Origin of the sequence: Serratia ficaria (assembly GCF_900187015.1) — a bacterium.
Classification (GTDB): Bacteria; Pseudomonadota; Gammaproteobacteria; order Enterobacterales; family Enterobacteriaceae; genus Serratia; species Serratia ficaria.
Window position 1 is genome coordinate 1,312,096 of sequence record NZ_LT906479.1, and the last position, 26,592, is coordinate 1,338,687.

28 protein-coding genes and 1 riboswitch are annotated in these 26,592 nt (G+C 59.6%); of the genes, 3 read left to right on the forward strand and 25 right to left on the reverse strand.

From position 1 onward, the window contains the following. Together CKW09_RS06195 and crcB are read right to left on the reverse strand one after the other, a co-directional pair. Entirely contained in the window at positions 1-597 is a 597-nt protein-coding gene (locus tag CKW09_RS06195) for a TetR/AcrR family transcriptional regulator (RefSeq protein WP_061799268.1), read from the reverse strand. 307 nt (positions 598-904) lie between these two features. Further along, positions 905-1,288: a fluoride efflux transporter CrcB gene (gene crcB / locus CKW09_RS06200; RefSeq protein WP_095096211.1), complete on the reverse strand. Its 384-nt coding sequence runs from the start codon at positions 1,286-1,288 to the stop codon at positions 905-907. A 78-nt stretch (positions 1,289-1,366) separates the two neighbouring features. After that, positions 1,367-1,429, reverse strand: a riboswitch (Fluoride riboswitch). 80 nt (positions 1,430-1,509) lie between these two features. Here crcB and CKW09_RS06205 point away from each other — a divergent pair. After that, positions 1,510-1,938 carry a GNAT family N-acetyltransferase gene (locus tag CKW09_RS06205; protein ID WP_095096214.1) on the forward strand — a complete coding sequence of 143 codons (429 nt, stop codon included), beginning with the start codon at positions 1,510-1,512 and terminating at the stop codon, positions 1,936-1,938. Between the two features lie 187 nt (positions 1,939-2,125). Beyond that, a complete protein-coding gene (tatA, locus tag CKW09_RS06210; RefSeq protein WP_095100038.1) occupies positions 2,126-2,341 on the forward strand; it encodes a Sec-independent protein translocase subunit TatA in 216 nt (71 codons plus the stop codon). Between the two features lie 95 nt (positions 2,342-2,436). On the opposite strand, the gene lipA is transcribed toward tatA, so the two are convergent. The 13 genes from lipA to leuS all read right to left on the reverse strand — a co-directional run bounded on the left by lipA (position 2,437) and on the right by leuS (position 16,077). Then, the gene (gene lipA / locus CKW09_RS06215; protein ID WP_095096217.1) at positions 2,437-3,402 is read right to left on the reverse strand and encodes a lipoyl synthase; all 966 of its coding nucleotides are present in this window, start codon (positions 3,400-3,402) and stop codon (positions 2,437-2,439) included. Next, positions 3,395-4,063 (reverse strand): lipoyl(octanoyl) transferase LipB, encoded by a 669-nt coding sequence (lipB, locus tag CKW09_RS06220; RefSeq protein WP_167387238.1) that lies wholly within the window; start codon positions 4,061-4,063, stop codon positions 3,395-3,397. The genes lipA and lipB overlap by 8 nt, the downstream gene beginning before the upstream one ends. Before the next feature lie 259 nt (positions 4,064-4,322). Next, the gene (gene ybeD / locus CKW09_RS06225) at positions 4,323-4,589 is read right to left on the reverse strand and encodes a DUF493 family protein YbeD (protein WP_095096223.1); all 267 of its coding nucleotides are present in this window, start codon (positions 4,587-4,589) and stop codon (positions 4,323-4,325) included. Between the two features lie 126 nt (positions 4,590-4,715). Then, on the reverse strand, positions 4,716-5,927 hold the full coding sequence (gene dacA, locus CKW09_RS06230) for a D-alanyl-D-alanine carboxypeptidase DacA (RefSeq protein WP_061799275.1): 1,212 nt from the start codon (positions 5,925-5,927) through the stop codon (positions 4,716-4,718). A gap of 180 nt (positions 5,928-6,107) precedes the next feature. Next, positions 6,108-7,187: an endolytic peptidoglycan transglycosylase RlpA gene (gene rlpA, locus CKW09_RS06235; RefSeq protein WP_095096226.1), complete on the reverse strand. Its 1,080-nt coding sequence runs from the start codon at positions 7,185-7,187 to the stop codon at positions 6,108-6,110. A gap of 10 nt (positions 7,188-7,197) precedes the next feature. Continuing rightward, positions 7,198-8,310, reverse strand: a complete 1,113-nt coding sequence (mrdB, locus tag CKW09_RS06240; protein ID WP_061799278.1) for a peptidoglycan glycosyltransferase MrdB — start codon at positions 8,308-8,310, stop codon at positions 7,198-7,200. 8 nt (positions 8,311-8,318) lie between these two features. Beyond that, the gene (mrdA, locus tag CKW09_RS06245) at positions 8,319-10,214 is read right to left on the reverse strand and encodes a peptidoglycan DD-transpeptidase MrdA (protein WP_061799279.1); all 1,896 of its coding nucleotides are present in this window, start codon (positions 10,212-10,214) and stop codon (positions 8,319-8,321) included. Positions 10,215-10,255: 41 nt separating this feature from the next. Then, complete coding sequence (gene rlmH / locus CKW09_RS06250) at positions 10,256-10,726, reverse strand: 23S rRNA (pseudouridine(1915)-N(3))-methyltransferase RlmH (protein WP_004949595.1); 471 nt, start codon at positions 10,724-10,726, stop codon at positions 10,256-10,258. A 3-nt stretch (positions 10,727-10,729) separates the two neighbouring features. Then, a complete protein-coding gene (gene rsfS, locus CKW09_RS06255) occupies positions 10,730-11,047 on the reverse strand; it encodes a ribosome silencing factor (protein ID WP_061799280.1) in 318 nt (105 codons plus the stop codon). Positions 11,048-11,236: 189 nt separating this feature from the next. Further along, positions 11,237-11,899: a nicotinate-nucleotide adenylyltransferase gene (nadD, locus tag CKW09_RS06260; RefSeq protein ID WP_095096229.1), complete on the reverse strand. Its 663-nt coding sequence runs from the start codon at positions 11,897-11,899 to the stop codon at positions 11,237-11,239. Then, the gene (gene holA / locus CKW09_RS06265; protein ID WP_061799283.1) at positions 11,889-12,923 is read right to left on the reverse strand and encodes a DNA polymerase III subunit delta; all 1,035 of its coding nucleotides are present in this window, start codon (positions 12,921-12,923) and stop codon (positions 11,889-11,891) included. Before holA ends, nadD begins: the two co-directional genes overlap by 11 nt. Next, the gene (gene lptE, locus CKW09_RS06270; RefSeq protein WP_061799284.1) at positions 12,920-13,480 is read right to left on the reverse strand and encodes an LPS assembly lipoprotein LptE; all 561 of its coding nucleotides are present in this window, start codon (positions 13,478-13,480) and stop codon (positions 12,920-12,922) included. Before lptE ends, holA begins: the two co-directional genes overlap by 4 nt. A 14-nt stretch (positions 13,481-13,494) precedes the next feature. Beyond that, positions 13,495-16,077: a leucine--tRNA ligase gene (gene leuS, locus CKW09_RS06275; protein ID WP_095096232.1), complete on the reverse strand. Its 2,583-nt coding sequence runs from the start codon at positions 16,075-16,077 to the stop codon at positions 13,495-13,497. Between the two features lie 265 nt (positions 16,078-16,342). On the opposite strand from leuS, the gene CKW09_RS06280 reads away from it, so the two are divergent. Further along, complete coding sequence (locus tag CKW09_RS06280; RefSeq protein WP_061799286.1) at positions 16,343-16,825, forward strand: zinc ribbon-containing protein; 483 nt, start codon at positions 16,343-16,345, stop codon at positions 16,823-16,825. 42 nt (positions 16,826-16,867) lie between these two features. Here the strand turns inward: CKW09_RS06280 and CKW09_RS06285 are convergent, their stop codons facing one another. The 10 genes from CKW09_RS06285 to CKW09_RS06330 all read right to left on the reverse strand — a co-directional run bounded on the left by CKW09_RS06285 (position 16,868) and on the right by CKW09_RS06330 (position 26,412). Continuing rightward, entirely contained in the window at positions 16,868-17,563 is a 696-nt protein-coding gene (locus CKW09_RS06285) for an FMN-dependent NADH-azoreductase (protein ID WP_095096236.1), read from the reverse strand. A 147-nt stretch (positions 17,564-17,710) separates the two neighbouring features. Beyond that, positions 17,711-18,643 carry a pyrimidine-specific ribonucleoside hydrolase RihA gene (gene rihA, locus CKW09_RS06290; RefSeq protein WP_061799289.1) on the reverse strand — a complete coding sequence of 311 codons (933 nt, stop codon included), beginning with the start codon at positions 18,641-18,643 and terminating at the stop codon, positions 17,711-17,713. Positions 18,644-18,760: 117 nt separating this feature from the next. Further along, positions 18,761-19,486, reverse strand: coding sequence for an amino acid ABC transporter ATP-binding protein (locus CKW09_RS06295; RefSeq protein ID WP_061799290.1), 726 nt, complete (start codon positions 19,484-19,486; stop codon positions 18,761-18,763). Next, positions 19,486-20,160, reverse strand: a complete 675-nt coding sequence (gene gltK / locus CKW09_RS06300) for a glutamate/aspartate ABC transporter permease GltK (protein ID WP_061799292.1) — start codon at positions 20,158-20,160, stop codon at positions 19,486-19,488. The genes CKW09_RS06295 and gltK overlap by 1 nt, the downstream gene beginning before the upstream one ends. After that, on the reverse strand, positions 20,160-20,900 hold the full coding sequence (locus CKW09_RS06305) for an amino acid ABC transporter permease (protein ID WP_061799293.1): 741 nt from the start codon (positions 20,898-20,900) through the stop codon (positions 20,160-20,162). Before CKW09_RS06305 ends, gltK begins: the two co-directional genes overlap by 1 nt. 212 nt (positions 20,901-21,112) lie before the next feature. Continuing rightward, a complete protein-coding gene (locus CKW09_RS06310) occupies positions 21,113-22,009 on the reverse strand; it encodes an amino acid ABC transporter substrate-binding protein (protein WP_061799294.1) in 897 nt (298 codons plus the stop codon). 377 nt (positions 22,010-22,386) lie between these two features. Beyond that, positions 22,387-23,916 carry an apolipoprotein N-acyltransferase gene (gene lnt / locus CKW09_RS06315; protein ID WP_095096239.1) on the reverse strand — a complete coding sequence of 510 codons (1,530 nt, stop codon included), beginning with the start codon at positions 23,914-23,916 and terminating at the stop codon, positions 22,387-22,389. A gap of 7 nt (positions 23,917-23,923) precedes the next feature. Further along, the gene (corC, locus tag CKW09_RS06320; protein WP_061799297.1) at positions 23,924-24,802 is read right to left on the reverse strand and encodes a CNNM family magnesium/cobalt transport protein CorC; all 879 of its coding nucleotides are present in this window, start codon (positions 24,800-24,802) and stop codon (positions 23,924-23,926) included. A gap of 84 nt (positions 24,803-24,886) precedes the next feature. After that, positions 24,887-25,360 carry an rRNA maturation RNase YbeY gene (ybeY, locus tag CKW09_RS06325; protein WP_095096243.1) on the reverse strand — a complete coding sequence of 158 codons (474 nt, stop codon included), beginning with the start codon at positions 25,358-25,360 and terminating at the stop codon, positions 24,887-24,889. Beyond that, positions 25,357-26,412, reverse strand: coding sequence for a PhoH family protein (locus CKW09_RS06330; RefSeq protein ID WP_061799299.1), 1,056 nt, complete (start codon positions 26,410-26,412; stop codon positions 25,357-25,359). Before CKW09_RS06330 ends, ybeY begins: the two co-directional genes overlap by 4 nt. Positions 26,413-26,592 lie beyond the last annotated feature (180 nt).

Here is a 26,592-nt window from a genome sequence, read left to right on the forward strand (position 1 = left end):
TCAAGGTTTCCTGAACAGGTGGGAGATTGCTTGCTGATACAGCTCGCGCAACAGGGTGACATCGGCTTTTTGCGTGGTAAGGATGCGGTAACCGGTGCCTTCGCTCATCACGGCGATAAACTCCACCCGCGCGGCGATTTCTTCCGCGCTGAAGTGGGGATACAGCCGCTGCAGGTTATGGCAGACGTGGCGGAACAGCCGTGCCTCCGCATCGCTGAGCATCTTGGCCACCACCGGGTTGCGCGTGGCTTCGGCCGTGACTTCCAGCATCAGCATATGGTCGGTTTCGTTTTCGCCCGGCTGCTGGAACAGGGTGCGCGCCGCCAGCGTGTCGGCGATCAGGTTGATGTGATCGCCGAGATTTTCCAGCCGCTGCATTTTATTGGCGATGATGCGGTTAACGATTTCTTCGATGATCGCGTCTTTATTGGCAAAATAGCGATAAATCTGGCCGACGCTGAGCTGGGAGCCCTGCGCGATTTCCGCCATGCTGGCGGCGTGGAAGCCACGGTGGCGAAAGCATATTTTCGCCGCCGACACGATCTGATCCCGGCGGGCCTGCGCTTTGGCTTGCCTGCCGTCGAGAGTGGTTGCCATATCCCCGATCCTTTGCCAACAGTGAGGGTTGTTCATTCTGGTCTGGGTGTGAACGTTCATTCTCAATTGTAATGCAGAAGTAGCGGCAAAGGAAATTTTAATGCGGGCAGGGCGCGTGGGAAGGATCAGGCGAACAGATAGGCCTTGATAAAGGCGGCGATAATCAATACGCACAGCAGAGTGGCGATAATTTCAGCGGCGGTTTTTGGCAGGCTAAACATCAAAGGCTCTCATCCAGTCAGGGGTACTGGATGAGATTATGCGCATGCAAGATTAAGGAAACATTAAGACGGCAGGCGGGAAGACATTATCGGCCGCTTACCCAGGTCACCAGCATAAACGCCAGCAGGGTCATCGCCAGCGAGCCGGCCAGGTTAAGCAGCATATTCGCCAACGCCCAGGCGAAGCGCCCATCCTGCATCAGGTACACCACCTCCAGCGAAAAGGTGGAGAAGGTGGTCAGGCCGCCGCAAAAACCGGTGGTGATCAACAGTTTCCAGCCGGCGTCCAGATGCGTCATGCGGGTAAATATGGCGATAGCCAGCCCAATGACAAAGCCGCCGACCAGGTTGACCGTCAGCGTGCCGAGCGGAATATGCGCATTAAGCGGGTTCATCTTCATGCTAACCGCCCAGCGCAATACGCTGCCGATGCCGCCGCCAATAAACACGGCCACTAAAGAACTCAACATGGTGCATTACCCTTTCATAAACGGGATAGAGAATACTCAGAAAGGTTCAGGCGCAATGCTACGCTCCCCTCTCTGAGAGGTTACGTAGACATCATCAGCCTGCAAAGGCGGTTCGGGAGGAATGTCATCTCCATGGCTTTGCGCGTTTTTTTGCCGCGCAGGTGGATGTTACACCCAACCCGGCCTATTTTGTAGTATCTGCAAATATTGGAGAGTGCAAAATGGAAATCAGAAACGCCGTCATGGCGGACCGGGAAGCTATCGCGGCGCTGATGGCGGCGCTGGATTACGCCGGAACCGAAGCGTTTATCGAGGCGCGCCTGGCGCAGCTGCTGGCGCATCCGGACGAAGCCGTGCTGGTGGCCGCCGATGAAGAAGGCGTGCTGGGCGTATTGTCGCTGCATTTTCTGCCGCAGTTGGCGTTGGCCGGCGATATTTGCCGCATCAGCTATTTTTGCGTGGACGATCGGGCGCGCGGGGCGGGGGTTGGCCAACGTTTACTGGCCGAGGGCGAGGCGCTGGCGCGGCGGCGCGGCTGCGATCGTCTGGAGGTGCATTGCCACAGCCGGCGTGAACGGGCGCACGCCTTCTATCAGCGAGAAGGCTTTTTTGAGGCGCCCAAGTATTTTGCCAAGTTATTAAGTGATTAAGCTGGCTGGCTGAGGTCGTCAACGTCTGGCCCGCCGCGCGCCGGGTCTTTAACCGGCGGCTGTGCCGAAAGATCTCACTCTGTTACATGTTGTTGTTGTTTTAGCCCAGGGAAAGTAGCTAAATATTTGCAGGCAAGCTTTGTTTTTCTCGCTGCATACGCAGCGCTATATGAATAAGAAGGTGAGTATGGAAGGTATTAGCATTACCAAACTTCTGGTGATCGCGGTGTTGGTCATTTTACTGTTCGGGACCAGCAAACTGCGCACGCTGGGCGCCGATCTGGGCGCGGCGCTGAAGGGCTTCAAAAAAGCGGTCGGCGACGACAGCACGCCGCCGGCAGCCAATAACGCTGCGGAAAGCCAGTCCGCCCAGCAGCAGAGCGTCGAGAAGAAAGACGTTTAAACCCGCCTCAGGTTGAGCAATAAAAAACGGATGCCATCAGGACATCCGTTTTTTGGCGTTTCCGCCGTTTGAAGCGTAACAAACTGTTACCGCTTTTATTTCACTTCCATCCCTTTCGCCTGCAGATCGGCATGGTAGGACGAACGAACGAACGGGCCGCAGGCCGCGTGGGTAAAGCCCATCGCCATCGCTTCTTCTTTCATCTCATCGAACTCGGCCGGGCTGACGTAACGCTGCACCGGCAGGTGGTGGCGGCTTGGCTGCAGGTACTGGCCCAGCGTCAGCATGGTGACGCCGTGGCGGCGCAGGTCGCGCATCACTTCGACGATTTCCGCATTGGTTTCCCCCAGGCCGACCATCAGGCCGGATTTGGTTGGAATATGCGGATGTGCTTCCTTAAAGCGTTCCAGCAGCTTCAGCGACCACTCGTAGTTGGCGCCCGGGCGGACCTGGCGGTAAACGCGCGGTACGTTTTCCAGGTTGTGGTTGAACACGTCCGGCGGCGTTGCGGTCAGGATCTCCAGCGCACGGTCCATACGGCCGCGGAAGTCCGGCACCAGGGTTTCTATCTTGATGGTCGGGTTCTTGGCGCGAATGGCGGCGATGCAGTCGGCAAAGTGCTGAGCACCGCCGTCGCGCAGATCGTCGCGGTCAACCGAGGTGATCACCACGTAACGCAGGCCCATATCGGCAATGGTCTGCGCCAGCTTTTCCGGTTCGTTGGCGTCCGGGGCGACCGGGCGGCCGTGGGCCACGTCGCAGAACGGGCAGCGGCGAGTACAGATGGCGCCGAGGATCATGAAGGTAGCGGTGCCATGGTTGAAGCACTCAGACAGGTTCGGGCAAGAGGCTTCCTCGCACACCGAATGCAGGCCGTTTTTACGCATCGCGGCTTTAATGCCCTGAATGCGCGTTGAGTCGGCAGGCAGTTTGATTTTCATCCACTCGGGTTTACGCAACAGCTCCTGCCGTTCGGTGACCACGGTTTTCACCGGGATCAGCGCCATTTTGTCTGCATCGCGGTATTTGACGCCGCGTTCCATCTGAATTGGTTTACTCATAATCGTGCAGGTTCCAGTTACGAAGCTCGACCCTCTGGTAGCCGAGTAAATGAACAAATTCCTGTACCAGGACTGGGTGTACGTCTTCAATGCCAACGCCGGGCGCCAGCGCGCTGACCTGCGCCATCTGCATGCCGGCGTAACCGCAGGGATTGATGCGTTGGAAGGGGGTGAGATCCATCGCCACATTCAGGGCCAGGCCGTGGAATGAGCTGCCTTTGCGGATCCGCAAACCCAACGAACAGATTTTTTGCTCACCCACGTACACGCCGGGCGCATCCGGACGGGCGCGCGATTCGATGCGAAAATGGGCGAGGGTATTGATAACGGTATCTTCTATCGCCGTGACCAGCTGGCGCACGCCAACCTTGTTGCGTTTCAGATCGATCATCACGTACATCACCTGCTGCCCCGGACCGTGGTAGGTCACCTGGCCGCCGCGATCGCTCTGGATCACCGGAATATCGCCCGGCATCAACAGATGCTCCGCCTTACCGGCCTGCCCCTGGGTAAACACGGGCTGATGCTGCACCAGCCACAGCTCGTCGGGCGTGGTTTCGCTGCGGTTGTCGGTGAAGTTGTGCATGGCTTGGGATACAGGCTCATAGGGCTGCAACCCCAGCTGACGCAAAATGATCTTGTCTGGTTGCAAAAGAGTCATCGTCAGGTTACAGAAGTGGTAAAGCCATTATACCGAGCGCCCCGGCCTGCGGCCAGCATTTATACCCTTCATGCTTGAAGCTGCCTCTGTGTTGGCTACGCTTTCTCACCCGAATCACTTACTTAAGTAAGCTCAGCGGGATTCGACCGCTTGCCGCCTTGATGCAGCTCCAATCATTTTGGCTATAGCTGACCAAAAATGCGCAACCCGGGCAGAGGATCCGCTGTCCCGGGTCGATAAGTAGAGGTTTGTGCTGGAATTACAGCACCATGCGGACAATTTCAATGTTGCCCAGCTCTTCGTACAAGGTTTCCACCTGGTCGATATGGGTCGCGTTGATGGTGATGGAAATTGAGTGGTAGTTGCCTTTGCTGCTCGGTTTAACCTGCGGGTTATAATCCCCGGGAGCATGGCGCTGCACCACTTCAACCACCTGGTCAACCAGCTCCGGCTGCGCCAGGCCCATTACCTTGTAGGTAAACGAGCAAGGGAATTCGAGCAGTTCGTTCAGTTTGGTTTTTTGCATGTGCGCTCCAGAGTGCTGCTATGGGTAGTGCTGCTATGGGTATAGCTAATCTATAAATTATAACTCCCGCCTGAGCGGGAGTTAATGTTATTCAGTATATGGGGGCGATTTCGCCCGATTCAACCGTTAACCGAACCAATGATGGAACATCAGTTTGATGTAGTCCACGATGCGGCTGAAGAAACCGCCTTCTTTCACTTCGTTCATCACCACCAGCGGGCGCTGATCGATGGTCTTGCCGTCCAGCTGGAAGTTGATGCTGCCGACCACCTGGTTCTTCGCCAGCGGCGCGTGAATTTCCGGGGTGTTCAGCACGTAGCTGGCCTTCAGGTCTTTCATGCGGCCGCGCGGAATGGTCAGGTAAACGTCTTTGTCCACGCCCAGCTCGACGCGGTCCGCGTCGCCGAACCAGACCGGCTCGGAAGCGAACTCTTTACCGACTTTCAATGGCGCGACGGTTTCGAAGAAGCGGAAGCCCCAGGTCAGCAGTTTTTTGCTTTCGGCTTCGCGGCCCTTGTAGGTACGGCCGCCCATCACGGCGGAGATCAGCCGCATCTGGCCTTCGGTCGCCGAAGCCACCAGGTTGTAACCCGCCGCGTCGGTGTGGCCGGTTTTGATGCCGTCGACGTTCAGGCTGTTATCCCACAGCAGACCGTTGCGGTTCATCTGGCGGATATTGTTGAAGGTGAATTCTTTTTCTTTGTAAATCGCGTATTCGTCCGGCACGTCGCGGATCAGCGCCTGGCCGATCAGCGCCATATCGCGCGCCGAACTGTACTGGCCCTGCGCGTCCAGACCGTGAACCGTCTGGAAATGGGTGTTCTGCAGGCCCAGCTTGCTGACGTAGGTGTTCATCAGGTTGACGAACGCGTCCTGGCTGCCGGCCACGTAGTCGGCCATCGCCACGCAGGCGTCGTTGCCGGACTGCAGGTTGATGCCGCGGGTCAGCTTGGAGACCGGTACGCGATCGCCGGGCTTCAGGAACATCAGCGAAGAGCCTTTGAATACCGGGTTGCCGGTCGCCCACGCGTCCTGCCCCACGGTAACCAGGTCTTCCTGGCCGATCTTGCCCGCTTTCAGCGCCTGGCCGATGACGTAGCTGGTCATCATCTTGGTCAGGCTGGCCGGATCGCGGCGCGCGTCGGCGTTCATTTCAGCCAGAACCTTGCCGGAGTTGTAATCAATCAGGATGTACGCTTCCGCATCGATCTGCGGAACACCTGGGATCATGGTTTTGATATTAACGTCATCGGCATGCGCAACGGTAGCTGCGCTCATCGCGATAACGGTGCCGAGCGCTATGCTCTTGATTAAGCGAAAAGAAGTTACATGTTTCATGATCGGGACTACAACATCCGTGAGGGTAAAGTTAAAATCGAGCCACACTATAACAGATGAGATCCCGGCAGGCATTATCCATTCATCTGACTAATTGCGCTTAATGACATTTTAGCTGCAAGAAAACGTTACAGCTAAATAAGCGTTTATCGGCCATGAATACCCGCCGGGGTTTCAGGTTTAGGGTGCAGCGGTGACGAAAGACTGTTGTTGCGCTTCGGTAGCCAGGCGCTGCTGCAGCTGGCTAGCCTGCTGGCGGCTGCTGAACGGGCCAAGCTGTACGCGATAGACGTTGCCGCCCGCCGCGACCTTGCCCGGCACGCCGAACTGCTGGCTCAGGCTTTGTTGCCAGCTTTGGGCGCGTTCGGCGCTGCTCAGCGCGCCGACCTGCACCACGTAGCCGCCGGCTGAGGCGACGCTGCCTGCCGCCACCGCAGTGGCGGCGACCGGTGCGGCGACCGCCGCGGCAGCGGCGGGTTCGGCTTCGGCACCTTCCAGCACGCCGGCCGGCACCGCGCTTGGCGCGCCGAGGAAGCCGCTGCGGCCGTTGCCCGCGGCCGTAGCCGGGGCATCGTCGCCGGCGTTCAGGCTGCCGTTATCGATTGGGCGCACCGCCGCGCCGTTGGCGACCGGGGTTTCCTGCTGCATCGGCGTGCCCATGCCGCTGGCGCCGAGATCCGGACGCGCCGGCAGGGCATAGCTCTGTTTCGCGACTGTGGTGCCGATGGTGCCGGGGCCGCTCAGCGTACCGTCCGGCGCCACGTTGATGAAATCAACCTTGACCTTGGTGTTGTTGGACAGGTTGAGGCGATCGGCGGCGGCTTTCGACAGGTCGATGATGCGTCCCTTGGCGTAAGGACCGCGATCGTTGACGCGCACCACCAGCTGCCGGCCGTTGGCCAGGTTGGTGACGCGCACGTAGCTTGGCAGCGGCAACGTCGGATGCGCGGCGGTCAACGCATTGGGATCGAACTGCTCGCCCAGCGCGGTGGTGTTGCCGCTGGCTTCTTCGCCATACCAGCTGGCCAGGCCGCTCTGCGAGAAGTTCTGCGGGTCTTTCACGATGCGGTAAGTATCGCCATTAACCTTATAATCCTGCATGTTATTAGGGTTATAGGGTTCATATTGAGGCTCGACGCCGCCGATTTCCACCACCGGCCCGTTGTACGGCTGCGGCGGCGCCTGCTGTTCCGTGGTCGGGGCGGTACAGGCGGAAAGCAACACAGCCACTACGCCGACCCAAAGCCATTCCTTACGCATTTCTCACCCCTTATAAACTTTTAGACAGCATTTTCCGATGCGTGTGGATCGACATGATGATGCCGAAGCCGGCCATCAACACGATCAGCGCCGACCCCCCGTAACTGACCAGAGGCAAAGGTACGCCAACTACCGGCAAAATGCCACTGACCATACCAATGTTAACAAACACATAAACGAAAAGAATCAGCATCAGGCCGCCGACCATCACCCGGCCGAAGGTGGTTTGCGCCTTGGCGGCGATCATCAGCCCGCGAATGATCACCAGCAGGTAGAGCGCCAGCAGCACCAATACCCCCACCAGGCCCAACTCCTCGGCCAAAACCGCGAAGATGAAGTCGGTGTGGCGTTCCGGCAGGAACTCCAGCTGGGACTGGGTGCCGTGCAGCCAGCCCTTGCCGGACAAACCGCCGGAGCCGATGGCGATCTTCGACTGAATAATATGATAGCCGGCGCCGAGCGGATCGCTTTCCGGATCCAACAGCATCATTACGCGATCGCGTTGATAGCCGTGCATCAGGAAGAACCACAGCACCGGAATAAAGGCCGCCAGCAACAGGGCGGCGACCGCGATCAGCTTCCAGCTCATGCCGGACAGGAACAGCACGAACAGGCCGGAGGCGGCGATCAGGATCGAGGTGCCCAGGTCCGGCTGCGCGGCCACCAGCAGGGTCGGCAGGAAGATCAGCACCAGCGCGATGCCGGTGTTCTTCAGCGAAGGCGGGCAAACGTCGCGGTTCATAAAGCGCGCCACCATCAGCGGCACGGCGATTTTAGCGATTTCCGACGGCTGGAAGCGCACGAAGCCCAGGTCCAGCCAGCGCTGCGCGCCTTTACTGATCTGGCCGAAGGCGTCCACCAGGATCAGCAGGATCACGCAGAAAATATACAGATAGGGCGCCCAGCTTTCGTAGACCCGCGGCGGGATCTGCGCCATCACGCCCATCACGATCAGGCCCATCACGATCTGGCCGATTTTGCGCTCCATCATGCCGATATCCTGGCCGCTGGCGCTCCACATCACGAACGCGCTGTACACCAGCAGGGCCAGGATGAATAACAGGAACGTGGGGTCGATGTGAATTTTGGTCCAGATCGAGCCTTTTTGTTGGCTTTCAGTCATGTTCTACCTTAATCACCTTCTACACCAGGCGGCAGCGGGGCCTCGGCTGGTAATTGCGTATTGTTGTCGCCCAGCAGGATGTGGTCGAGGATCTGACGGGTAATCGTCCCGACCGCCGGACCGGCGCCGCCGTTTTCCAGAATGATGGCGACCGACACCGTAGGGTTGTTGTACGGCGCAAAGGCGGTCATCAGCTTATGGTCACGCAGGTGTTCTGCCAGTTTATGGGCGTTGTAGGTTTCGTAGCCGAATACCTGTGCGGTACCCGATTTCGCCGCGGCTTTGTAGGGTGCGTCCGCAAAATACTTGCGCGCCGTCCCGTTAGGGCGGTTGGCGACACCATACATGCCGTCTTTGGCTATTTCCCAGAAGCCGGAATGGATATCGCCGATCTGGGTGCTCTCTTCCTGCCGGAAGGGCACCAGGGCACCGTTGATGCGGGTGCTCTGCAGCAGATGCGGCGTTTTGACGTTGCCGTCGTTGATCAGGGTGTTCAGCGCCTTGGACATCTGGATCGGCGTAGCGGTCCAGTAGCCCTGGCCGATGCCCACCGGGATGGTGTCGCCCTGATACCACGGCTTTTTATAGCGCTTGAGCTTCCACTCGCGGGTCGGCATCAGGCCGGAACGCTCTTCGGACAAATCGATGCCGGTATATTCGCCGTAGCCGAACTTGGTCAGCCAGCTCGACAGCCGGTCGATGCCCATGTCATAGGCGACCTGATAGAAGAAGGTATCCGCGGATTCCTCCAGCGCCTTGGTGACGTTCAGGCGGCCGTGGCCCCATTTTTTCCAGTCGCGGAAGCGTTTTTCCGAGCCGGGCAATTGCCACCAGCCGGGATCGAACACCACGGTATTCTTGGTGATCACCCCGGCGCTGAGCGCCGAGACGGAGATATAAGGCTTTACCGTCGACGCCGGCGGGTAGACCCCTTGGGTGGCGCGGTTGATCAGCGGGCGGTTCGGATCGTTCAGCAGCCCCTGATAATCCTTGTTGGAGATGCCGTCGACGAACAGGTTCGGATCGTAACTGGGGTTGGATACCATCGCCAGAATGCCGCCGGTGCGCGGATCGCTCACCACCACCGCCGCGCGGCTGCCGACCAGCAGCTGTTCGATGTAGCGCTGCAGGTTGAGATCCAGCGTCAGGTAAACGTCCTGGCCGGCGGAAGGCGGCTGTTCGTGCAGTTGACGGATCACCCGGCCGCGGTTGTTGACCTCGACCTCTTCATAGCCGGTTTTGCCGTGCAGGGCGTCTTCATAATAGCGTTCGATGCCCAGCTTGCCGATATCGTGGGTAGCGGCGTAGTTGGCCAGCTTGCCGTCCTTGTCGAGCCGTTCGACGTCGCGATCGTTGATCTTCGAGACGTAGCCGGTGACGTGGGTGAGGGCGGAGCCGTAAGGGTAATAGCGGCGCTGGTAGCCTTTCACCTCCACGCCGGGGAAGCGGAACTGATTGACCGCAAAGCGGGCGACCTGCACTTCGTTCAACGCGGTTTTCACCGGGATCGAGACGAAGCGGCGCGAACGCTTGCGCTCTTTTTCGAAGTTGGCGATGTCTTCATCGGTCAGATCGACCACCGGCCGCAGCGCCTGCAGCGTGCCCTTCAGGTCGTCGACCTTTTCCGGCATCAGCTCCAGCTGATAGATGGTGCGGTTGAGCGCCAGCGGGGTGCCGTTGCGATCGTAGATGATGCCGCGGCTGGGCGCGATGGGCACCAGCTTGATGCGGTTTTCGTTAGAACGGGTGCGATAATCCTCAACGCGGACAATTTGCAGATTATACAGATTGGCGATCAGGACGCCGGTCAGCGCCAGGATGCCCAAGAACGCCACCAGGGCGCGGCGTACAAACAGGGCGGATTCAGCCGTATAGTCGCGAAAAGGGTTACGTTCTATTTTCATCCCGCTGCTTTATTTCACTCTGTCACGGTCACCACCGGCTATTATTCCCGGTGGTAAGGATGATTGGTCGTAATACTCCAGGCGCGATAGAGGCTTTCAGCCACCAGGACGCGCACCAAAGGATGCGGTAATGTCAACGGCGAGAGCGACCAGCTCTGTTCCGCCGCGGCTTTGCACGCCGGGGCCAGCCCTTCCGGGCCGCCGATCAGCAGGCTGACGTTGCGGCCGTCCTGCTTCCAGCGCTCGAGCTGCTGCGCCAGCTGCGGCGTTTCCCACGGGGTGCCGGGGATATCCAGCGTGACAATGCGGTTGCCTTTGCCCACCGCCGCCAGCATCTGCTCGCCTTCCTTTTCCAGAATGCGTTTGATGTCGGCATTCTTGCCGCGCTTGCCCGCCGGGATTTCGGTCAGCTCAAACGGCATGTCTTTGGGAAAACGGTGCAGGTAATCCATAAAGCCGGTCTGCACCCAGTCTGGCATTTTGGTGCCGACCGCCACCAGTTGCAGTTTCACCGCTTAGCTCCAGAGTTTTTCCAGCTCGTACAGGCGACGGCTCTCTTCCTGCATCACGTGCACGATCACTTCGCCCAGATCAACCACGATCCAGTCGGAGGCTTCCTGGCCTTTCATGCCGAACAGCTCCATGCCGATGGCGCGGGATTCCTGCACCACGTGATTGGCGATCGACATCACGTGACGGGTAGAGGTGCCGGTGCAGATGATCATGCAGTCGGTGATGCTGGATTTGCCCTGTACATCCAGAGCGATAATGTCTTGGCCTTTCAGGTCATCAATTTTATCGATGACGAAATCTTGGAGCGCTTTACCTTGCAAAGGTTCCCCCTCGGGTGTGTTCTGTTCAGTCGGCGGCGGCGGGCCAATGCCCGCGTGCAGCTCAACCTGATGATGGTGTCGGCAGGATGCCGCTGTTGCGCCTTCTGATGACGGCCCGGCCGGCTAAGGTTTCCGGGGCTTTCAGCGGATACCTGAAAAATAGCGGCGCAGTATATCATGCGGCTCCCGCTAGCGATATAAACCCTGTAACTCGATATAGCGCTGCACCGAGCGCGGCAGCAGATCGTCGCAGTTCAGCCCCCGATGGCGGCGCTGGCGGATCTCGGTGGCGGAAATCTCCAGCTCCGGCGTATCGGCCAGGTAGATGTGGCCGTGCGGGCGCCGGCTCAGCGACGCGGCGTCGGTGACGCGATGGCGTTCGAGCCACTGCTGCAGCTCCGGCGTATCCATCCGGTCATTGTAGCCCGGGCGCGCCAGCACCAGCAGGTGGCATACGTCCAGCAGCGCCTGCCAGCGGTGCCATTTATGCAGCGTCAACAGCGAGTCCTGGCCAATGATAAACGCCAGCGGCTGCGCGGCGCCACGCTCTTTACGAATCGTTTCCAACGTCTCGATGGTGTAGGAGGGGGTGGTGCGGTGCAGTTCGCGATCGTCCACCGCAAACAGCGGGTTGCCGGCGATCGCCAGCTCGACCATTTTCAGCCGCTGCTGCGCATTGGCTTCAGGCTGCGGGCGGTGCGGCGGCACGTGGTTCGGCAGCAGGGTGACCCGGTTCAGGCCCACCTCGGCGGCCAGCGCCTCAACCGGCCGCAGGTGGCCGTAGTGGATAGGATCAAAGGTGCCGCCGAACAGGGCGTGCAGTACGGTGGCGTTTGCCGGATTAGTGGGCATCGGTAAAACTCGCAGGCAGGGGTTTGCCGCACAGCAGCATCGACAGGGTTTCCAGCTCCGGCCAAACCGACTGGCCGTAATCCTGTTTGAGGGTCAGTTCAATCTGCGTCAGCAGTTGCACCGCCTGTTGCAGCTGAGCGCCCGACAGCCGCTGCAGCGCCTGGGTAATCAGGCTGCGGCGGTTTTGCCAGACCTTGTGCTGATCGAACAGCGTGCGCAGCGGCACCGAGGCCATGCGGCGCTGCAGGGTCAGCAGCTGCAGCAATTCGCGCTGCAGGGTGCGCAGCAGGATCACCGGCTCGACGTCTTCCTGCCGCAATTGCTGCAGGATATGCCAGGCGCGCTTGCTCTTGCCCGCCAGCAGGGCGTCCAGCCAATGGAACGGCGTAAAGTGAGCGGCATCGTTAACCGCCTGTTCGACGCGCGGCAGGGTGAGTTTGCCGTCCGGATGCAGCAGAGACAGCCTTTCCAGCGCCTGCGACAGCGCCAGCAGGTTGCCTTCGTAGCAATAACACAGCAGCTGATTGGCCGCGTCGTCCAGCTCCAGCTTCAGGACCTTGGCGCGAGAAGCCACCCAGCGCGGCAGCTGAGCCTGCTCCGGCGTCTGGCAGCTGACGCAGGCGCCGTTCGGGCTGAGCGCCTTGAACCAGGCACCGTTTTCCTGCGCCTTGGTCAAACGCGGGCCGCGCAGGATCAGCAAGATATCCTCATGCAGCAGCGCAGACAGCTTGACCAGCTGTTCGCCGATCGGCGCCGTCGGGCCGTTTTCCGGGAAGATCAGCAGCAGCGTCTGGCGGCTGGCGAACAGGCTCATCGCCTGGCAGATGCTGAAAATGGCATCCCAGTCGGTGTGGGCGTCGAGCGCAATGCTGTAGTGCTCGCTGAACTGCTGCTGTTGCGCCGCCTGGCGGATCAGATCCTGGCTTTCCTGCAGCAGCAGCGGCTCGTTGCCGCTCAATAAATAACAAGCGCGCAGCCCCTCTCGGAGCTGCGCGGCAAGTTGTTCAGGGTAAAGACGGATCATTGCGCGTCGGCACTGACCGCTTTTTCACCGGCGGCAGCGGCTTTCTGCTGGGTTTCTTCTTCCGCCGCATGCACGGTCAGCAGTTTGCGCACCAGTTGCTGTGCGGCCTGCTCACGCATTTCCTGGCGAATGATATCCTGTTCGGAATCCTTGGCCAGCGCGGTCAGCGGGTTGTCGAAGAACGAGCGGAACACTTTCACCGACAAAGGATACAGATCGTGGCCAGGGATCAGCACCTGCGCCTGTACGGTCAGCACCAGTTGGTACTCGGCGGTTTTACCGTCCTGGAAGATCGAAGCGGTGTCCTGGCTCTCGGTCGCGCCGACGATGCGCAGAGAAGGAACGTCCTTGCGCTTCGGATCTTTGACGATGGTTACGTCGTTCAGGCGCAGCTGTTCACGCACCGCACGGGTCAGCGGGCCGTAAGGGTCCGAGCTGTCCAGTATCAGCGTTTTCATTTCCTGAGGGACCTGCGTGGTGCCACGCAGGTGAAAACCGCAGCCGGCGGTGACCAGCACCGCCAACCCCAGCAACAGCGTCAGAATACGTTGTCGCACAACTCCTCCTTGTGTTAACCCACAACCAGGTTAAGCAGTTTGCCCGGAACATAGATCACTTTACGAATAGTAACCCCGTCCAGATATTTAGCCACCAGATGTTCCTCGGCGGCGCGCGCGCGCACCTGCTCTTCGGTTGCATCGGCCGCTACCGTGATTTTTGCGCGAACCTTGCCGTTAACCTGCACCACCACCAGCTTGGAGTCTTCGACCATCGCCTGCTCATCGGCGATCGGCCAGGCTGCGGTGTCCACGTCGCCTTCGCCGCCCAGCGCCTGCCACAGCGTGAAGCACACGTGCGGAGTGAACGGATACAGCATGCGGACCACCGCCAGCAGCGCTTCCTGCAGCAGGGCGCGATCCTGTTGGCTGTCCTGCGGCGCGCGCGCCAGCTTGTTCATCAGCTCCATCACGGCGGCGATCGCGGTGTTGAAGGTCTGACGGCGGCCGATATCGTCGGTCACCTTGGCGATGGTTTTGTGCAGATCGCGGCGCAGCGCTTTCTGGTCTTCGTTCAGCGCCGCTACATCCAGCGGCGATACCGCGCCTTTCTCAACGTGATCGTAGGCCAGTTTCCAGACGCGTTTCAGGAAGCGGTTAGCCCCTTCCACGCCGGACTCTTGCCATTCCAGCGTCATTTCCGCCGGGGAAGCGAACATCATGAACAGACGCACGGTGTCCGCGCCGTATTTGTCCACCATCACCTGCGGGTCGATGCCGTTGTTTTTCGACTTCGACATTTTGCTCATGCCAGCATAGACCAGTTCACGGCCTTCTGGATCGGTGGCTTTGATAATGCGGCCTTTATCGTCGCGTTCAACGCTGGCGTCCGCCGGAGAAACCCAAACGCGTTCGCCGCCGCTGCCGGTGTAGTAGAAGGCGTCGGCCAGCACCATGCCCTGGCACAGCAGGCGCTTGGCCGGCTCGTCGGAATCCACCAGGCCGGCGTCGCGCATCAGCTTGTGGAAGAAGCGGAAGTACATCAGGTGCATGATGGCGTGCTCGATGCCGCCGACATACTGATCGACCGGCAGCCAGTAGTTGGCGGCGGCCGGATCCAGCATCCCCTGGTCGTACTGCGGGCAGGTGTAGCGCGCGTAATACCAGGAGGATTCCATAAAGGTATCGAAGGTGTCGGTTTCGCGCAGCGCCGGCTGGCCGTTAACGGTGGTTTTCGCCCACTCGGGATCGGCCTTGATCGGGCTGGTAATGCCGTCCATCACTACGTCTTCCGGCAGGATCACCGGCAGTTGATCTTCCGGCGTCGGCATCACGGTGCCGTCTTCCAGCGTCACCATCGGGATTGGCGCGCCCCAGTAACGTTGACGGGAAACGCCCCAGTCGCGCAGGCGATAGTTTACCTTGCGCTGGCCCACACCCTTGGCGACCAGTTGGTCGGCGATGGCGTTGAAACCGGCCTCGTGGTCCAGGCCGTCGAACTCGCCGGAGTTGAACAGCGCGCCTTTTTCGGTCATCGCCGCGGCGTGCACGTCAGGCTCGCTGCCGTCGAGGTTCAGGATCACCGGATTGATCGGCAGGTGATACTTGGTGGCGAACTCCCAGTCGCGCTGGTCGTGGGCCGGCACCGCCATCACGGCGCCGGTGCCGTATTCCATCAGCACGAAGTTGGCCACCCAGATCGGCAGCTTTTCGCCGCTCAGCGGGTGGATAACGAACAGGCCGGTCGGCATGCCTTTCTTCTCCATCGTCGCCATTTCCGCTTCGGCGACTTTGGTGTTGCGGCATTCTTCGATGAATTCGGTCAGCGCCGGGTTGTTGAGCGCGCCCTGCTGCGCCAACGGGTGGCCTGCGGCCACCGCCACATAGGTGGCACCCATGAAGGTGTCCGGACGGGTGGTGTAAACCGTCAGCGTTTCGTCGCTGTCCGCCACGTTAAAGGTGATATCCACCCCTTCGGAACGGCCAATCCAGTTGCGCTGCATGGTTTTGACCTGCTCAGGCCAGCTTTCCAGCGTATCCAGATCGTTCAGCAGCTGATCGGCGTAGTCGGTGATTTTGATGAACCACTGCGGGATCTCTTTGCGCTCGACCTTGGTGTCGCAGCGCCAGCAGCAGCCGTCGATAACCTGTTCGTTGGCCAGCACGGTCAGATCGTGCGGGCACCAGTTCACCGCGGAGGTTTTCTTGTAGACCAGGCCTTTTTCGTACAGCTTGGTGAAGAACCACTGCTCCCAGCGATAGTATTCCGGTTGGCAGGTGGCGATCTCGCGATCCCAGTCGTAGCCGAAGCCCAGCAGTTTCAGCTGGTTCTTCATGTATTCGATGTTGTCGTAGGTCCACGGGGCCGGCGCGGTGTTGTTTTTCACCGCAGCGCCTTCCGCCGGCAGGCCGAACGCATCCCAGCCGATCGGCTGCAGCACGTTTTTACCCAGCATGCGCTGATAGCGCGAGATCACGTCGCCGATAGTGTAGTTACGAACGTGCCCCATGTGCAGACGCCCGGACGGGTATGGCAGCATGGATAGGCAGTAGTACTTTTCCTTGCTGGCGTCTTCGGTAACCTTGAAAGTTTGCTTCTCTTGCCAGTGAAGCTGTACGTTCGATTCTATGTCTTCTGGACGGTATTGCTCTTGCATGGCGGCCGGTGGTCCTGTAGGTGTAAACCGTTATCCCGGTCAGAGATAACGCAATGAAGATTTAGTATTCGTAGATCCGCATAGCATAGCTGATAAGACCTCCCGGCAACAACACCAAGCGCCCGACTCGACGCATTTAAAAAAACCTCGGCATGATATCGCTCACAACCTGCGGATCTCGCACTGACATCAGGCATTTACGGCTAAAATAAGAACAGGTAGCTTAAAGGCAAGCCCGGTCACGCACGTTCATCGAGGAGAGATTATGAACAAGGTTGCTCAGTATTACCGCGAATTGGTGGCATCACTGACCGAACGCCTGAAGAACGGCGAACGAGACATCGACGAATTGGTCGCCAGCGCAGAACACCGGCTGAATGAGGTGGGCGAGCTGACGCGCGAGGAAGTGCAGCAGGTCACGCAGGCGGTGCGGCGCGATTTGGAGGAGTTCGCGCGCAGCTATCAGGAGAGCCAGAATGAGTTCACCGACAGCGTTTTCATGCGGGTGATTAAGGAAAGTTTGTGGCAGGAGCTGGCGGACATCACCGACAAAACCCAGCTGGAATGGCGTGAGGTGTTCAAGGACGTCAGCCACCACGGGGTTTACCACAGCGGCGAGGTGGTCGGGCTGGGCAATCTGGTGTGTGAGCAGTGCCATCATCATCTGGCGTTCTACACGCCGGAAGTGCTGCCGCGCTGCCCGAAATGCGGCCATGACCAGTTCCAGCGCCGGCCGTTCGAGCCCTGATTGTTTTACCCCCGCGCCCGACGGCGTGGGGAGCCATCGTCATTAACCGAACAATTTTTTCAGCAGATTGCTCAGGAAACCGCCGCTGGCCGGTGCGGCAGGCGCCGTGGCCTGAGGGGCCGCCAATACCGCTGCTGCCGGCACCTTTTGCGCGACGGCGTTGCGGCTGTCCTGCGCCGCTTTCTCCGCCGCTTCCGGTCCGTAGGCAAAGCCTTCGGCCAGCACGAACTCGACGTCGGTGATGCCGATAAAGCCCAGGAACAGCTTCAGATAAGGCGTGATCAGATCGGTCGGCGTACCGGCGTGGACGCCGCCGCGGCTGGAGATGACGATCGCCTTCTTGCCGGTCACCAGGCCTTCCGCGCCCGCCGAGGTATAGCGGAAGGTTTGGCCGGCGCGCGCCACCAGATCGAAATAGATTTTCAACTGGGTGGGAATATTGAAGTTGTACATCGGCGCGCTGATGATGATGGTGTCATGCGCTTTCAGTTCGGCAATCAGCTCGTCGGACAGCGCCAGAGTGCTTTGCTGGCGCGGCGTCAGGGGGGTATCGCCGGCGTTAAAGCCGCCAATCACTTCGCCATCCAGCTCCGGCAGCGTTGGGTTGGCCAGATCGCGCACCGTAAAGCCGTCTGCCGGGCGGGCTTCACGCCATTGTTCAACAAAAAAATCGACTAATTTTCCAGACTGGGAATAATCACCCAGGATACTCGATTTCAGGACCAGTATGCGACTCATTGGGTTATCTCCAGGCTAATGCTAAGCTGTAGCGTTCAATCTCGTTTAGCCGCATATTAGAGACAAGCCTGGGGCAGTGATAGCGCAAAAATTCGCTGAGTTAAATCAAAAAAATTGAATGTTGGGGCGCCGGGCGCGCCCCGGCGATCAATAGCGTGCGACGCGTTCGGTCAGCAGCGCGATAAAGCCTTCGCGGTCGATGCCGGTCAGCACTTCCACGTTGGCCGGTTTGCCGCTCTGTTGGAAGTAATCCACCACCGTCATGCCGAGGGTATACTCCCCCTTGGTTTCTACGCCGACCCAGCGCTCTACGCTGGTGAACAGCTGTGGCGCCAGCAGCCAGGCGATGGTGCAGGGATCGTGCATCGCCGCGCCGGGCAGGCCGCGCGGGTGGCTGAGGTACAGCGGCAGGTAGAAGTCGAGCATCTCGGCCACCGCCTGCGCCACCGGATTGTCGATTTGGCGGATGCGTTCGATATCCTGCGGCAGCACCAGCGCCTGGTGGGTGACGTTGAGCCCGGCCATGGTCAGCGGCACGCCGGACTTCAGCACCATTTCCGCTGCTTCCGGGTCGACGAAGATATTGAATTCCGCCACCGGCGTGGTGTTGCCGGCGTTCATGCCGCCGCCCATAAATACGATGCGTTCGATGCTGCCTTTCAGCTCGGGGTGCTGCGCCAGCAGCAGGGCGATATTGGTCATCGGCCCGGTCACCACCAGGGTGATCGGCTCCGGGCCGGCGCGCAGCAGAGAGGCGATCAGCTCGACGGCGCCGTGGGCGCTCGGTTTGATGGCGGGCGTCGGCAAATGGGTGTTGCCCATGCCGGTTTTGCCGTGCACATAGTCGGCAATCACCAGCTCGCGCATCAGCGGGCCGGAGGCGCCGGCGGCGACCGGGATGTCTTCGCGCCGCATCAGGGTCAGCAGGCCGAGCGCATTGCGCAGGGTTTTCTCCGGCGTTTGGTTGCCGGCGGAGGTGGTGATGGCGCGGACCTCCAGCTCCGGCGAGCGCAGCGCCATGGCCAGGGCGATGGCGTCGTCCAGGCCGGGATCGCAATCGATGATTATAGGGCGGGGCATGGTCTATCTCCTCTGTTGTTATCCCGCGAGGATCGGATCAAAACCGGGGAGACACAAGCGCTTTTAGTGCCGGGCGGGGGGAGAGAATGCGCCCCGGGCGGGGCGCATTAAGCGGGATTAGTGCAGGATCTTGGCCAGGAAGTCTTTGGCGCGGTCGGATTCCGGATTGTTGAAGAAGTCGTCTTTGTTGCGGTCTTCGACGATTTTGCCTTCGTCCATAAAGATCACCCGGTTCGCCACCTTGCGGGCGAAGCCCATTTCGTGGGTCACCACCATCATGGTCATGCCTTCGTTCGCCAGCTCAACCATCACGTCGAGCACTTCGTTGATCATCTCCGGGTCGAGCGCCGAGGTCGGTTCATCGAACAGCATGGCGATCGGATCCATGCACAGCGCGCGGGCGATGGCCACGCGCTGCTGCTGGCCGCCGGACAGCTGGCCGGGGAATTTGTTGGCGTGGGCGGAAAGGCCGACGCGCTCCAGCAGCTTCAGCCCTTTGTCGCGCGAGGCGGCCTTGTCGCGTTTGAGCACTTTGACCTGCGCCAGCGTCAGGTTGTCGATGATCGACAGGTGCGGGAACAGTTCAAAATGCTGGAACACCATGCCGACTTTGGAACGCAGCTGCGCCAGGTTGGTTTTCTTGTTGTTGACCGGCGTGCCGTTCACCAGGATATCGCCCTGCTGGATCGGTTCCAGGCCGTTAACGGTTTTGATCAGGGTGGACTTGCCTGAGCCTGAAGGACCGCAGACTACCACCACCTCGCCTTTTTTCACTTCGGTGGTGCAATCGGTCAGAACCTGAAAGTGACCGTACCACTTAGAAACATTTTTCAGGGATATCATCAAACAGTCCTTTTCTTCAAATAGCTTACCAGCGCCGAGGCGGCGAGACTGATAACAAAGTAGACAAAGCCGGCGAACAGGATCATTTCGACCTGGGTGCCGTCGCGCTCGCCGATGGTCGAGGCGGTACGGAAGAAGTCGGCCAGGCTCAGCACGTACACCAGCGAGGTATCCTGGAACAGCACTATGCCCTGGGTCAGCAGCAGCGGCACCATGGCGCGAAACGCCTGCGGCAGGATCACCAGCTTCATGGACTGCCAGTGGGTCATGCCCAGCGCCAACGCGGCGGAGGACTGGCCGCGCGAAATGCTGATAATGCCGGCGCGGATAATTTCCGAGTAATAGGCCGCTTCAAACAGGGAAAAGGCTACCATAGCCGAGATCAGGCGAATATCGGTTTTCGGCGACAGCCCTAGAACCTGTTGTAATAAGCTTGGAACCACCAGGTAGAACCACAGCAGCACCATCACCAGGGGCACGGAACGGAACAGGTTGACGTACAGGGTGGCGAACCAGCTGATCGGCTTGATCGGCGACAGGCGCATCACCGCCAGGATGGTGCCCCACAGAATGCCGACGATGATGGCGGTAACGGTGATCTTCAGCGTAATCACCATGCCCTGCAGCAGATAAGGGAAACTAGGGACAATCGATGCCCAGTCAAATTCGTACATTATTTACTCCCCATATTGCCGGGCAACTGCACTTTCTTCTCAACCAGACGCATAAACAGCATGATCACGGCGTTGATGCCGATATAGGCCAGCGTAATGGCGGTAAAGGACTCATAGGCATGCGCGGAGTAGTCCAGCAGCTTGCCGGCCTGGGCGGCCATGTCCACCAGCCCGATGGTCGAGGCGATGGCGGAGTTTTTGACCAGGTTGAGCATCTCCGAGGTCATCGGCGGCACGATCACCCGGTAGGCGTTCGGCAGCAGCACGTAGCGGTAGGTTTGCGGCAGGGTCAGGCCCATCGCCAGCCCGGCGGCTTTCTGGCCGCGCGGCAGGGATTGAATGGCGGCGCGCACCTGTTCGCACACGCGGGCGGCGGTAAACAGCCCGAGGCACAGCATGGAGGAGACGAAGAACTGCACGTTGGGGTCGAGTTCGGTCTTGAACCACATGCCGATGTCGAGCGGCAGCAGCTCCGGTATCACCAGATACCAAGTAAAGAACTGCACGATCAGCGGCACGTTACGAAACAGTTCGACGTAGCAGGTGCCGAGGGTGGAAAGAAAACGGTTAGGCACGGTACGCAGGATACCGAACAGCGAACCGACAAAAAAAGCGATAATCCATGCACAGACGGAGAGGGCCACCGTGACCTGAAAGCCGGACCAGATCCAGCCGAGGTAGGTGGTATTCCCAAACGGGGCCTGCTGCAGGAAGATACCCCAGTTCCAATCTATTGACATAACAAACTCCGTTAAGCGGACGCAGGGCGCCCCTAAGATTGATGACTTATCAGCGCCGATCGCCGCGCGGCCAGTCTTGCTGGCTTTTGTCTGCGGATGTCGGCGATGCGCTCTGGGGAAAATGAGGGAGGGGAACGGCCCCCCTCATTCCTGTCTGTCCCAGTCATCAACAGGGCTGGTTTGGCCTGGCGGCCGTCCCAGCTCTCTTGCTATTAGTTCAGTGCCTTATCGTTAGGCTCTTTGAACAGTTGCTTCATGTCGTCGGACAATTCGAAGTTCATGTTGAGGTTTTTCGGTGGAATAGGCTGTTTGAACCACTTATCAAACCATTTGGCGGCCTCACCGGAGGTCTGGGCCTGGGCGATGGTGTCATCGACCAGCTTTTTGAACCCGGCATCGTCTTTACGCATCATGCAGCCGTAGGCTTCTTTCGACTGTGGCGTGCCGAGGATTTCCCACTGATCCGGCTTCTTGGCCTTGGCGCGCTCGCCCGCCAGCAGGGCGTCATCCATCATAAAGGCTACCGCGCGGCCGCTTTCCAGGGTGCGGAAAGAGTCGCCGTGGTCTTTGGCGCTGATGATGCGCATCTTCATTTGATCCTTGTCGTTCAGCTTGTTCAGCAGCACCTCAGAGGTGGTGCCGGAAGTGACGACGACCGGCTTGCCGGCCAGGTCTTTGAAATCTTTGATGTCGGAGCCTTTTTTCACCAGCAGGCGGGTGCCGACCACGAAAATGGTGTCGGAGAAGGCGGCCTGTTTCTGGCGCTCGACGTTGTTGGTGGTGGAGCCGCACTCGAAGTCATAGGTGCCGTTTTGCAGCAGCGGAATGCGGTTCTGCGAAGTGATCGGCAGCATTTTCACCTGCAGGCTCGGCAGGTTCAGCTTTTTCTTAACTGCTTCAACGATTTGGTTGGAGTAATCCTGGGAGTAGCCCACAACTTTCTGTTGGTTATCGTAGTAGGAAAAAGGCACTGACGATTCGCGGTGGCCGACAACGATCACGCCGTTGTCTTTGATTTTTTTCAGCGTACCGGTCAGTTCTTCCGCATGGGCTACGTTACCTGCCATACCGATCAGCAGTAACGATAACGCCAATTTACGCATTTGCATGGTCCAACTCCTTTGCTGTTGTGGTGGCTCTGACTAAAGAGCGTCAGGTTTAAAACGACTATTTGTTGCTCAAGTTATAAAGATAGTCTTAGAACTGATTGCCGTTAGAAAATAGCCGATTGTGAACGGATTGAAACTAAAATGTTTCTTTTTTTGAGACGCCACGCGCACCAAATTAATGCAATAAAATGGCGCTGCACCCCTCTGGTGCGCCCGGCGCTCCCGAATTGCGCACAAGTGCGACAAAACGTCAGTAAAAGTAAATCAGCAACAGATCACCGGAGTAATAAAGCAAGGAGTGTGCCAGAAGCGTTGATTTGGCAATGGTTTTTAGGAAAGGGGATGAAGGGGCGCAGCGGCTGCCGCGCCCCGGGGGATCACCTGCGGCGCAGGCCGAGCATCAGCGCGATGCCGCCGAGCAGCAGGGTGACGACCCACAGCGGCGTGGCGCCAAAGCGGGCGTATGGCGTAATGCCGGTGGTTGGGGTGACCTTCACTTCCAGCACCCGGCGAGTGAACTGCGGGAGCTCGGCGATCACCTCGCCGTTGGCGTCCACCGCGGCGGTGACGCCGTTGTTGGTGCTGCGCAACAGCGGGCGGCCCAGCTCCAGCGCCCGCATGCGCGCCATCTGGAAATGCTGCCACGGGCCGATGGAGTGGCCGAACCAGGCGTCGTTGGAAATGGTCAGCAGGAAGTTGGTATCCGGCCGGAAGTTGTCGCGCACCTGCTGGCCCAGCACGATTTCATAGCAGATGGCGGCCGTCAGGTTATAGCCGCGCACGCTCAACTGCGGCTGCACATAATCGCCGCGGCTGAAGCCGGACATCGGCAGGTTGAAGAACGGCGCCAGCGGGCGCAGCAGGTTGCCCAACGGCACAAACTCGCCGAACGGCACCAGGTGGTGCTTGTTGTAGCGGTTTTTAGCCGGATAACGGTATGGCGTCGGCTCGCCCAGCACGATGGCGCTGTTGTACTCCTGCACGCCCTGCGGCGTGGCGCGCGCATCGACGATGCCGGTGATCAGGCTGCTGTTCTTGGCGCGCATCAGGTCGTCCATCATGGTCAGGAAGCCATTCTGGCGGGGTTCAAAGTCCGGAATGGCGGACTCCGGCCAGATAATGATCGGCGCCTTGCCCATATAGGGGCGGGTTTCGTCCAGATAGGTCTGCAGCGTGCTGACCAGGATATTGGGATCCCATTTCATCGACTGGGCGATGTTGCCTTGCACCATGGCCACGTTCACCGCCTTGTCCGGCTGCGGGGTGAACCAGTGCAGCTGGCGCAGCGGCCACGGCAGCAGCAGCAGCGCGGCGGCAATCACCGCCGGCGCGATGCGGCGCTGATTGACGGCGTACACCAGCAGGCCGGCGATCGCCATCAGCATGAAGGTGATGGCGTCCACGCCCAGCAGCGGCGCCACGCCCTTCAGCGGGCCGTTAATCTGGCTGTAGCCGAACTGCAGCCACGGGAAGCCGGTCAGCACCCAGCCGCGCAGGAACTCGGTCACCTGCCACAGCGCCGGCGCGGCGATCGCCAGCCGCCACCAGCGGGTGGCCGGCCACAGGCGCGTCAGCAGCCCGGCGAACAGCCCGGTATACAGCGACAGATAGGCGGCGAGCAGCGCCACCAGGAAGATATTGACGGCGAACGGCATGCCGCCGAAGTCGGCGATGCTGACGTATACCCAGTTGATGCCGCTGCCGAACAGCCCGAAGCCCCAGCAGAAGCCGAGCAGGGCGGATTGTTTGGTGGTGCGGTTCAGGGTGACGGCCAGCAGGCCGAACAGGGAAACGATGGCCGCGGGCCAGAAATCGTAAGGGGAAAACGCCAGCGTCCCGCTGGCACCAGACAACAGCGCCAGCAGGGCGCGAACCCGCTGGCGTTCAAGTAATGAGGCTTTAGCCATGTTGGATTTAGTCTTCCAGTTTCGGTGGCGGAGAATCGTCCGGAATTTTTACATGAACCTGGATGATACGTCGACTATCGGCCATCGCAACTTTAAATAGGTAACCTTCGATTTCAATGGTTTCCCCGCGCGCAGGCAGGTGGCCGAAGGCCTGCATCACCAGACCGCCGATGGTATCGACCTCGTCGTCGCTGAAATGAGTGCCGAAGGCTTCGTTGAAGTCTTCGATCGGCGCCAGCGCCCGTACGGTGTACATATGGCGGCTGAGCTGACGGATATCCAGATCTTCTTCGTCGTCGTATTCGTCTTCGATTTCGCCGACGATCAGTTCCAGAATGTCTTCGATAGTGACCAGGCCGGACACGCCGCCGAATTCGTCAATGACAATCGCCATGTGATAACGCTGGGAGCGGAACTCTTTCAGCATCCGGTCGACCCGCTTGCTTTCCGGCACCACCACCGCGGTGCGCAGCACCTTGTCGATGCTGAACGGCTCGGAGTCTGCGCGCATGAACGGCAGCAGGTCCTTGGCCATCAGGATGCCTTCGATGTGATCTTTGTCTTCGCTGATCACCGGGAAGCGCGAGTGGGCGGATTCGATAATCACGTCCAGGCACTCTTCCAGCGTCTGGTTGCGCTTGAGCGTCACCATCTGGGAGCGCGGGATCATGATGTCGCGCACGCGCTGCTCGGCGATATCCATCACGCCTTCCAGCATGTCGCGGGTATCGGGATCGATCAGGTCGTTTTGCTCTGAATCACGGATCAGCTCTACCAGATCGCCACGGTTTTTGGGTTCGCCGTGGAACAGCTGGTTAAGGATAAGAGTAAAGAACCCCTTCTTGGGACTGGGGCTGTCATTGCTTTGTGAATGGTCGTCGCTCATGGCGTTTTAGTTAATGTCACTCATGTCAGAGTTAAGGGGCGTCAGCGACAGCCCCGCGAGGGGCTGTGAGGTAAACGGCCGACGTCAGACGGGGTCTTTTTCCGCCAGGTACGGATCAGGGTAGCCCAGTCCGTGCATGATTTCGGTTTCCAAAGACTCCATTTCTTCGGCTTCATCGTCTTCGATGTGGTCATACCCTAACAGATGAAGACTGCCATGGACAACCATATGCGCCCAGTGCGCCTCCAGCGCCTTGCCCTGTTCGGCGGCTTCCTGTTCAACCACCTGGCGGCAGATGATCAGATCGCCGAGCAGCGGCAGCTCGATGCCCGGCGGGGCTTCGAACGGGAAGGACAATACGTTGGTCGGTTTGTCCTTGCCGCGGTAGGTCAGATTCAGTTCGTTGCTTTCCGCTTCGTCCACCAGGCGCACGGTCACTTCGGCCTCTGCCTGGAACTGCGGCAGCACGCCTTCCAGCCAGCGCTGGAAGGCGGCCTCATCCGGCAGGCCGTTGCCGTCTTCACAGGCGATCTGCAAGTCCAAAATCACCCGGCTCATGGCGTCTCCTGCTCGGAGGCGGCGTTCGCCTCGCGTTTACGTTGTTCGGCAATGGCGTCTTTGCGCTTTTGTTCGGCGGCTTCCCAGGCTTCATAGGCGATAACCACGCGGGCGACTACCGGGTGGCGCACCACGTCTTCGCTGTGGAAGAAGTTGAAGCTCAGCTCTTCCACGTCCGACAGCACTTCCACCGCGTGGCGCAGGCCGGATTTCTGGTTGCGCGGCAGGTCGATCTGGGTGACGTCGCCGGTGATCACCGCCTTCGAGTTGAAGCCGATGCGCGTCAGGAACATCTTCATCTGTTCGATGGTGGTGTTCTGGCTTTCATCCAGAATGATAAAGGCGTCGTTCAGCGTGCGGCCGCGCATGTAGGCCAGCGGCGCAACTTCGATCACGTTGCGCTCGATCAGCTTCTCCACGCGCTCGAAGCCCAGCATTTCGAACAGGGCGTCGTACAGCGGGCGCAGATAAGGGTCGACCTTCTGGCTCAGATCGCCCGGCAGGAAGCCGAGCTTCTCGCCGGCCTCCACCGCGGGGCGGGTCAGCAGAATGCGGCGGATTTCCTGGCGCTCCAGCGCGTCCACCGCGGCGGCGACCGCCAGATAGGTCTTGCCGGTGCCGGCCGGGCCGATGCCGAAGGTAATGTCGTGGTCGAGAATATTGGCGATGTACTGCGCCTGGTTCGGCGTGCGCGGCTTCACCATGCCGCGCTTGGTCTTGATGGTCACCGCCTTGCCGTAGTCCGGCACGCTTTCGGCGACCTGTTCCAGCACCCGGCTTTCTTTGATCGCCAGGTGAATTTGCTCCGGATCGATATCCGGGATCGCGCCGCGGATCGGCGCGGTATCCACGTACAGATGGCGCAGGATATCGGCGGCGGCCACCACGCACGGGTTCTTGCCGACCAGCTTGAAACGGTTGTCGCGGCGGTTGATTTCGATGCCCAACCGGCGCTCGAGCTGTTTGATGTTGTCATCAAACGGGCCGCACAGGCTGAGCAAACGCTTGTTGTCTGCGGGCTCTAACAAAATTTCTTGTGTTGCGACGTTCAAACTAATCCTCTAGGTCACATCGGGCCTGGTTGATGTCACGTTAATCCCCGTCGTCTTTCAAGCCGCAGGTAACAACGCTGCAAACCGAAATTTACGGGGGATGCCTGTCGTTGGTCAGGGCGAACCTGAGTGCTCTTTCTTGAATTATTCATGGTGCGCCGCACTGGCGCAAGTTTACCC